The organism is Nocardia amamiensis NBRC 102102 (assembly GCF_001612745.1).
Taxonomy (GTDB): domain Bacteria; phylum Actinomycetota; class Actinomycetes; order Mycobacteriales; family Mycobacteriaceae; genus Nocardia; species Nocardia amamiensis.
This window is the reverse complement of sequence record NZ_BDBA01000018.1, coordinates 68,142-76,235: the sequence shown is the minus strand read 5'-3', so window position 1 is coordinate 76,235 and position 8,094 is coordinate 68,142. Positions and strand designations below refer to the sequence as shown.

9 protein-coding genes are annotated in these 8,094 nt (G+C 67.5%); 3 read left to right on the top strand and 6 right to left on the bottom strand.

Annotation, left to right across the window (positions count from 1 at the left end; translation table 11 throughout):
• Positions 1–580 (bottom strand): alpha/beta fold hydrolase (locus tag NA4_RS05125; protein WP_157128818.1); only part of this gene is annotated, 580 nt, incomplete at its 3' end.
• Between the two features lie 579 nt (positions 581–1,159).
• On the opposite strand from NA4_RS05125, the gene NA4_RS05120 reads away from it, so the two are divergent.
• Together NA4_RS05120 and NA4_RS05115 are read left to right on the top strand one after the other, a co-directional pair.
• Positions 1,160–2,305: an acyl-CoA dehydrogenase family protein gene (locus tag NA4_RS05120; protein ID WP_067464596.1), complete on the top strand. Its 1,146-nt coding sequence runs from the start codon at positions 1,160–1,162 to the stop codon at positions 2,303–2,305.
• Positions 2,289–2,951 (top strand): TetR/AcrR family transcriptional regulator, encoded by a 663-nt coding sequence (locus NA4_RS05115; RefSeq protein WP_067464589.1) that lies wholly within the window; start codon positions 2,289–2,291, stop codon positions 2,949–2,951. The genes NA4_RS05120 and NA4_RS05115 overlap by 17 nt, the downstream gene beginning before the upstream one ends.
• A gap of 14 nt (positions 2,952–2,965) precedes the next feature.
• Here the strand turns inward: NA4_RS05115 and NA4_RS05110 are convergent, their stop codons facing one another.
• Positions 2,966–3,301: a hypothetical protein gene (locus NA4_RS05110; RefSeq protein WP_067464587.1), complete on the bottom strand. Its 336-nt coding sequence runs from the start codon at positions 3,299–3,301 to the stop codon at positions 2,966–2,968.
• A gap of 232 nt (positions 3,302–3,533) precedes the next feature.
• On the opposite strand from NA4_RS05110, the gene NA4_RS05105 reads away from it, so the two are divergent.
• The gene (locus NA4_RS05105) at positions 3,534–4,292 is read left to right on the top strand and encodes a DUF4190 domain-containing protein (RefSeq protein ID WP_157128817.1); all 759 of its coding nucleotides are present in this window, start codon (positions 3,534–3,536) and stop codon (positions 4,290–4,292) included.
• A 9-nt stretch (positions 4,293–4,301) separates the two neighbouring features.
• Here the strand turns inward: NA4_RS05105 and ligD are convergent, their stop codons facing one another.
• The 4 genes from ligD to NA4_RS05085 all read right to left on the bottom strand — a co-directional run bounded on the left by ligD (position 4,302) and on the right by NA4_RS05085 (position 8,088).
• A complete protein-coding gene (gene ligD, locus NA4_RS05100) occupies positions 4,302–5,303 on the bottom strand; it encodes a non-homologous end-joining DNA ligase (RefSeq protein WP_067464583.1) in 1,002 nt (333 codons plus the stop codon).
• The gene (locus tag NA4_RS05095; RefSeq protein WP_218022253.1) at positions 5,300–6,430 is read right to left on the bottom strand and encodes an ATP-dependent DNA ligase; all 1,131 of its coding nucleotides are present in this window, start codon (positions 6,428–6,430) and stop codon (positions 5,300–5,302) included. The genes ligD and NA4_RS05095 overlap by 4 nt, the downstream gene beginning before the upstream one ends.
• Positions 6,431–6,553: 123 nt before the next feature.
• The gene (locus NA4_RS05090) at positions 6,554–6,949 is read right to left on the bottom strand and encodes a cold-shock protein (RefSeq protein WP_373862758.1); all 396 of its coding nucleotides are present in this window, start codon (positions 6,947–6,949) and stop codon (positions 6,554–6,556) included.
• 38 nt (positions 6,950–6,987) lie between these two features.
• The gene (locus NA4_RS05085; RefSeq protein WP_067464576.1) at positions 6,988–8,088 is read right to left on the bottom strand and encodes an SPFH domain-containing protein; all 1,101 of its coding nucleotides are present in this window, start codon (positions 8,086–8,088) and stop codon (positions 6,988–6,990) included.
• Between the last annotated feature and the right edge of the window lie 6 nt (positions 8,089–8,094).

The following is an 8,094-nucleotide window of genomic DNA, read 5'->3' as shown; positions in this document are numbered from 1 at the left end:
CCAGCACGCCGCGGACGCGCGGCGGGTAGAGCCTGCGGGCGATCGCACTGGGCGTGAGCGCCCACCGTGCCCCGCGCAGCCACCAGCCCAGGTCGCCGAGCTCCCGGTGGGCACGCGGCGCCAGCGCGCGCAGCCACAGGCCGAGGTGGTCGAGATTCGGGCCGGAGATCGCGGTGAACGACGCGACGCGAGTGTTGGCCCGTTCGTCGCAGACCGCCTCCCATAGCTGCACCGCGCCCCAGCCGTGGCCGCAGATGTGCACGGGCCGGCGCGGGCTGGCGGCATCGATCACCGCGAAGAAGTCCTCCGCCAGCCGGTCGAGGCGATAGCCGGAGAGCGCTCCGCGCCCGGTCGAACGGCCGTGTCCGCGAACGTCATAGCCGATCACGCGGAAACCGTCGGCCAGCAGCGCCGCCACCGTGGCCCAGACGCGATGGGTATCGGTGAGACCGTGCACCAGCACCAGGGGTTCGGCGGCCGGATCGCCCCATTCGAAGACGGCGAGATCGGCGCCGTCCCGGGTGACCGTCCAGACACGGTCGGGGCGGGGCGTTTCGGTGGTGTCGAGCGGTTCGGTCATGTCCTGCCTCGTTCGTGCCGATTCCGAGGGCACGTCGCCGTCGTGCACCACATCGGTAATGCCATACGGAGAGTACGAAGAATCGACCGGGCAGGGGAGATATGCGATGCCGAATATGGCGCAGCTCACGGGTATTCGCGCGTGGGTTCTTCGCGTGCCTGGGCGAGCATGTTCTGCAGTGGAAACGACCGTAGCGGCGGTGCGGTGGTTGCCCATACCGATCGCGACACCGCGTATTCAGCCCGTACGCCGACCGCATCGACGAGAAGCGCGGGGACGCCGCACTCCGTGCGCCGACGAAGCGCGCGGCTGTCATACCACCGCGAGGAAGCGAGCTCTGCGAGGCGCCCACAGCCCGTACCCGTGCTCATGCACGTGCTCCTGCTGGACACGACTTCGCGGTACTCGACCCACCAGAGTTCGGGCGGCGCTACCGCGCGCCGGCGCAGCGACTGCTGTCGGCCGGGGTGACCATCCCACCGAAGTGATCTGCGCTTGTTGACAACGCGCCAATAGTCCGGAAATCTGAGGGGTGGAACCGGCGACGAGGCCGGACCGGAGCGAGCAGAGGATCGGGTGATGGCGCGCGCGGCGTGGAGTGACGACGAGGTCGAGGCGGTACGAGACCTGGCGAGGACCTTCTTCGAGAAGGAGGTCGTCCCGCACGAGGAGAAATTCGTCGCGCAGGGGCACCCGGACCGTGCGCTGTACCACCGGGCGGGCGAACTGGGCTTGCTGTGCCCGGCGATCCCGGCCGAGTACGGCGGTGGCGGTGGCACATTCGCCCATGAGGCCGCGATCATCGAGGAGCAAGCCCGCGCGGGCGACGGGTCGATGGGCATTCCCGTGCACAGCTCGATCATCGCGCCCTACCTCGACGAGTTCGGCTCCGAAGAACTCAGGCGGCGGGTGCTGCCCAAGGCCGCCAGTGGCGAAATGGTGCTTGCCATCGGCATGACCGAGCCGAGCACCGGATCGGACCTGCAGAACATCAAGACCCGCGCGGTGCGCGACGGCGACGAGTACGTGATCACCGGCTCGAAGATCTTCATCACCAACGGCTGGCTCTGCGACGGCATCATCATCGCCGCCAAGACCGACCCGGCCAAGGGCGCGGCGGGAGTCTCGCTGATCTTCGCCGAAGTCGGCGACGACACCCCGGGCTTCACCCGCGGACGCATCCTGAACAAGATCGGCGGAAAGGCCCAGGACACCGCTGAGCTGTTCTTCGACGGTCTGCGGGTGCCCGCGGCCAACCTGCTCGGGGGAGCCGAGGGTCAGGGTTTCTATCAGATGATGCGGCTGCTCGCGCAGGAGCGCCTGGTCACCGCGATCATCGCGGTCGCCATGATGGAGAAAGCCGTCCAGCTCACAGTCGACTACACCAAGGGCCGCGAAGCGTTCGGCAAACCGCTGTTCGCGATGCAGAACACCAAATTCGAACTCGCCGAGTGCGCGACCATCGCCAGGGTCTCCCGCACCTTCCTGGACGATTGCATCAGCCGACACCTGCGCGGCGAGCTCGACGTTCCCACCGCTGCCATGTCGAAGTACTGGTTGACCGATCAGCTCGGTATCGTGGTTGACCGCTGCCTGCAACTGTTCGGCGGCTACGGCTACATGACGGAGTATCCGATTTCGCAGCTCTACACCGGTGCCCGCGTCCTGCGCATCCTCGCGGGCAGCAACGAGGTGATGAAGGATCTCATTGCGCGGTCTCTCTGAAACCAGCAGCGCCACGGCAGACGATGGCGCCGACTCGGCCCTACCGCGCCGCCGCAGGCTCGAACCCGACGAGCGGCGCGCGCAGATTCTCGCCTGTGCGATCGACATGTTCGGCGAGCGGCCGTACGCGGCCGTGTCCACCGCCGAACTGGCCCAGCGGGCGGGCGTGGCCCGCGGCCTGATCAACCATTACTTCGGCAACAAGCGCGACCTCTATCTGGCAGTGGTGCGGCGGATGGTCACCCTGCCCAAGCTGGACAACATGGTCGTGCCCACCGGCACTGCGCGCGAACGTGTCGACGCCAGCGTGCACTGGCTGCTGGACACCATCGCCGAGCACGGCAGCACCTGGGTGAAGGTGACCAGCCACGAGGGTGTCGGCGATGATCCGGAGGTGCAGCAGATCCTGGACGCCGCCGACGACGCGGCGGCCGAACGTCTGCTGCTCATGGTGGGGCTTGCCGACTCGGCACACGGCGCCGAATTGCGCGCGATGGTCCGCGCCTACGGCGGCCTGGTCAAGGTCGCGGGCCGGGAATGGATCACCCGGGGCACGCTCACCCGCGAGCAGGTGCACGAGCTGATGTGCGACATGTTGCTGACTCTGGTCACCGAGTCGCTGCCGAAGGTGCATCGCAGACGATGAGCCGGCGCAGGCGGTCACCGCCTGCGCGGCTCGAGGCTGTAGCGGACGGGTCGCAGACCTCCGGGAGCGTGCCCGTGACGACCGTACTTCAGTTCGATCACCTGTTCCCGGTGATGCTCCATCAGCAGTGCGCCGACGCCCACGACCCACAAGGTCGCCGTCACCACCGCGCCGACCGCGGTCCATCCGGTGAAGCCGTACCCGGCAGCGGTCAGCGTGCATGCCATTGCCGCGACCGCCAGCGCGCACAGCACGATGCCGGGGAGGTTGAAGTTGTCGTCGAGCAAATCGCCGGCCCTGGCATGCCAGCCGGGCCGGTCCTGACCGGTGGACGTCGTCTTATCGGACATGGATCCTCCTGTGCAAGCGCCGTGGCCGGACCAGCTGCTTGCCGACCAGCATGCTCCTCGGCCAACAGATCCGCGAGCGGCACGGAGGGTTTGTTATTACGGCTCGATCACAGATATTGCATACTTCGGATCAACATTTTGCGTCGCGCACCCTATCCTGTGTCGGTATATCGGGGCGCGTCCGGACAGTTCGAGGTTCCTGCGCGGTGTGGTGGTGTGGAGAGGGACCTGGATGACACGAGCGGAACGGCGTGAGACGGATCGCTGGCCTGCGGGACAGCCGGAGGAGCGCTGGTCGGAGCAGGAGCCCGACCGCCGCTGGCAAGAGGATGAGGACGAGCGCTGGCCGGAACAGCCGCCGAGCCGACGCAGGACCGGACGGCTCCGGGTGGAGATTCCGCCGATCGTCAACCCGTACGCGATCGTCGCGCTGGTCGCCGCGTTGCTCGGGCTGTTCCCGGTCGCCATCGTGTTCGGGTTCATCGCCTTCAGCCACCCCCGCGGTCGCGTCATGGCGATGTTCGCGCTGCTGCTCGGCGTCGCGGAGATCACCGCGGTGGCGGGATTCGTGCTGCTGTCGGGCAACTGGCTGCCGGATGTGATGAACCGCACGGCCGCCGTCGGGCCGACGCCCGTCGCCTCGGTGCCCAGCACAGTCGAGCGTCCGGTCGCACCGACGCCCGCCGCGCCGAGCCCCGCGCCGACGACCCCACCGTCGACGGCCGCCCAAGGGCCTGTCGCGAAGGGCTCCGTCTGTTCCGAGACCCAACTCGGCCAGATCGGCACCGGCACCGATGGCAGCACGCTGATCTGCCTCACCACCGGCAGCGGCTATCAGTGGTCCGGCCCGCACACCGTGGCGACCGCCGTGCAGCAGCCCGGTTCCAAATGCGACGCGTCGGGGGCGAAGACCGGCCGCACCGCCGACGGCCGCGCCCTGGTGTGCGAGGTCAGCGGCCGCAGCGGCACGTGGGTGCTGTGGACCGAATAGCGGCCGGCGCTAGTCGGCCTTCCGCGCGCGGCTCGGCTGCACGCGAGGCGGCTCGTTGGGCATCTTCGGATACTGCGGTGGCCAGGGAGCGTCCATGAGCCCCGCCGCCATGTCCCGCTCGGACATCTCCAGCAACGGGGCGATCGACTGCGGCGTCCGGTCGGCCCACGGATCGCCGAATTCGGCGTAGCGGGCGGGCACCGTGGCGATGGTCAGATCGTCGGGGACCACCGAATCCAGATCCGACCAGCTGATCGGCGTCGACACCTGCGCACCGACCTTGGGCCGGACACACCAGGCGCCGAAAACCGTCTTGTGCGGCGCGTTCTGATTGAAATCGATGAACACCCGGTTCCCGCGCTGCTCTTTCCACCACTGCGCGGTGATGTCGTCCGGATATCTGCGCTCCAATTCGCGCGCCAGCGCGACCGCGGCGGCACGCACCTGATAGCCGTCCCACTTCGGTTCCAAAGCGACGTAAATGTGTAATCCACGGGAGCCGGAGGTCTTGATCCGCGATTCGATGCCGAGTTCGGCGAACAAGTCCCTTGTCCGCGCCGCGGCATCTTTGAGATCGGCGAACGCGATGCCGGGGGAGGGATCGAGGTCGATGCGCAACTCGTCGGCGATCTCCAGATTGTCGGCGCGGTTGGGCCAGACATGGAATCCGAGACAGCCCTGATTCACCGCCCACAGAATATGGGCGAGATCGTGCGCGACGAGTGCGTCGCTGGTGGTGCCGTTGGGCGTGGAGACTTCCACGGTGTGCAGCCATTCCGGCGCGGATTTCGGCACGCGCTTCTGGAACCAGGATTTTCCGGAGGCGCCGTCGGGATAACGCTCCAGCAGCAACGGCCGTCCGCCGACCACGTTCAAAAACGGTTCGGCGACCGCCTGGTAGTAACGCACCAGATCGAGTTTCGTTTCGCCGCGCTTGGTGAAATACACCTTGCCCGGGTTGCTGATCGCGACGGTTCTGCCGTCGACCTCGATATCGACCGACTCGCTCATGCCTGCACCTCGCTGGCGCTCGCCTCCGGCACGAGCGAGGACTGTGCCCCCGCACCGTCGCCGAACAGGGCGCTCAATTCCGCGGGCGCGACTTCGTCCAGCTGCGCGTAGGTGCAGGATTCGGGCGTGCGGTCGGTGCGGAAACGCACCAGCCTGCCGCCGTGGCGCAGCCGGCCGGATTGGACGTGCTCGTAGCGCACCTCCGCGACCAGTTCGGGTCGCAGCGCTTCCCAGGACAGGTCCTTGCCACCGGTCCAGCGACTCACCCCGCCGGGCATCTTGCCCTCGGCCGCGGCCTGCGCCGCCGCGTCGGCCCAGTCCCGCCACGGGTGGTGGGCCAGCGCGTTCGCCCGCAGCGGCGCCAGCTCCTCGACGAGTTCTCTGCGCCGCGCCGCAGTGAAGCTGCTGGCCACGCCGACGTGGTGCAGGCGGCCCTCGTCGTCGAAGAGGCCGAGCAGCAGCGAGCCGACCCCCGCGCCGTCCTTGTGCCAGCGGAAACCCGCCACCACGCAATCGGCGGTGCGCTCGTGCTTGACCTTCAGCATCACCCGTTTGTCCTGCAGATACGCCAGGTCGTCGGACTTGACCATGACGCCGTCGAACCCGGCGCCCTCGAACCGGGTGAACCAGTCCTCGGCGACATCGGGGTCGTGGGTGATCGGGGTGAGGTGCACGCGGGCCAGCGCGGTGTCCAGGATCGTCTCCAGCAGCCGCCTGCGTTCGGCGAACGGCTCGCCGGTCAGATCCTTGTCGCCGAGCGCGAGCAGGTCGAACGCGACGAAGCTCGCCGGCGTCTCCGCGGCGAGCTTGGCGACCCGGGACGCGGCCGGGTGCAGCCGGTTCTGCAAGGTGTCGAAGTCCAAGCCGTGGTCGGTGACCACCACGATCTCGCCGTCCACCACGCACCGATCCGGCAGCGCCTGCCGCAGCAGCTCGGCCACTTCGGGAAAATACCTGGTCAGGGGGCGGTCGTTGCGGGAGCCGAGTTCTACCTCGGCGCCATCGCGGAAGACGATGCAGCGGAAGCCGTCCCACTTGGGTTCATAACTCAGGCCCGGCTCGCGCGGCACCGCGGACGCGGATTTGGCCAGCATCGGCCGCACGGGTGGCATCACCGGTAGGTCCACGCGATCCTCCTCGGGTTCGGTCCTCACCCATACCGACGTCGCGCATGGAGAAAACTCATCGGTATGTGGCCGCCTCGGCTCGATCGTAGGTGGCCGCACCGACACCCGCGTGGACGTCCCCGCTCAGTTCTCCAGCCACCCCTGCTGGTCGGCGAACGTGGTGAGCCGGTCGCGGATGGTGAGGATCTCGCCCGCGGTGAGCGCGGGGCTGGCATCCAGGAGCAACTCGGTGATCAGACGTTTGTGTTCGGCGACGGTCAGCGGTCCCGAACCCGGCCGGTCTTTTCCTTTGTGCCGGGCAGGTGCGGCGGACGCTCCGCCGACAGCGCTGAGATTGACCGCCTTCGGCCCTCGGTCGCCTTCGGTCACCTCGAATTCGAACACCCGCCCCTGCCGCAACTCGTCCTCGTCCAGACCGATGTCGTTGACATGGACGAACACGTCCGGTCCGCCGTCTTCCGGCCGAATGAATCCGAACCCCCGAGAGCTGTCGAACGACACCAATTTCCCAATGGACACCAACACCCGCTCCTCGTCGCCGTCGCTACTCGGTCACCTTAACCCGCATTTTCGCCGTCGTTGGAGGAAAGCGCCTTTTGCAACGAATTGAAAACGGTCAGTCCCTGACCGACCATTCCGTTCACGAGTTCGCCGACGCCGTCGGGTCCGTTGAGCACGGTGAGATTGGCATTCGACAACCCGTTGGATGCCTGCTTGACGATTTCCGGAAGTTGTTCGATCAACAACTGGTCGAGCGCGATCCGGTTGTTCGACGCGGCCGCCTCGGCTTGGATGCGGGTGCGGTCGGCCTCCGCCTCGGCCAGGATGCGCACCCGTTCCGCTTCGGCCTGAGCGGGTTTCACGACCTCGGCCTGCAACTGCTGTTCGCGCAACTGCGCCTCTTTGCGCGCCTGCTCGGCCTGGGCGGTGAGCACCTCTTGCAGCGCCATCGCCTCGGCGAGCGGTCCGGCCTGTGCGGCCTCGGCGTTCGCCTTGTCTATATCGCGCTGGTACTGCGCGCGCAGGATCGCCGTCTCGCGCTGGTACTCCGCCTGCCTGCGCTGGGATTCCTGCTCGGCTTGCGCCGCCGCCTGCGCGGCCTGCGACTGCGCGATCTGCGCGTCCCGCTGCACCGCGGCATTGTGCGGTGCGGCCAGCGCCGCGATATAGCCGAGGTTGCCGTCGTCGATGGACTGGATCTGGAAGGAATCGACCCACAGGCCGATATTGCTCATTTCCACTTTCGAGGCGACGAGCACTTCGTCGGCCAGCCGCTGCCGCTCCCGGATGATCTCCTCGACCGTCATCGATCCCACGATCGAGCGCAGGTGCCCGGAGAAGATCCGTCCGGTCAGCACCGACATCTCCCGCTCCTGCTCCGAGAGGAATCGCTGCGCCGCGTTGACAATGGACTGGGTGTCGTTGGCGACCTTGAACGCGATCACCGCGCGGACGTCGAGCTGGATCGCCTGCTTGGTGACGCAGCGCTCCTTGATCTCGGATTCGAACATCGCCAGCGACAGGTATCGCACCTTGCGGAACAGCGGAATCACCCAGGCGCCGCGTCCGATGATCACTTTGAACGGCGCGTTGTCCCGGCTCTTGGCGCCGCTGACCAGCATCGCCTCGTCCGGGTCCGGCACATGGTAGCCCAGCACGTCTGT

Coding starts and splice junctions, on each gene's coding strand:
- NA4_RS05120 (WP_067464596.1), top strand. CDS start 1,160: ATGGCGCGCGCGGCGTGGAGTGACGACGAGGTCGAGGCGGTACGAGAC.
- NA4_RS05110 (WP_067464587.1), bottom strand. CDS start 3,301: ATGTCCGATAAGACGACGTCCACCGGTCAGGACCGGCCCGGCTGGCAT.
- NA4_RS05105 (WP_157128817.1), top strand. CDS start 3,534: ATGACACGAGCGGAACGGCGTGAGACGGATCGCTGGCCTGCGGGACAG.
- ligD (WP_067464583.1), bottom strand. CDS start 5,303: ATGAGCGAGTCGGTCGATATCGAGGTCGACGGCAGAACCGTCGCGATC.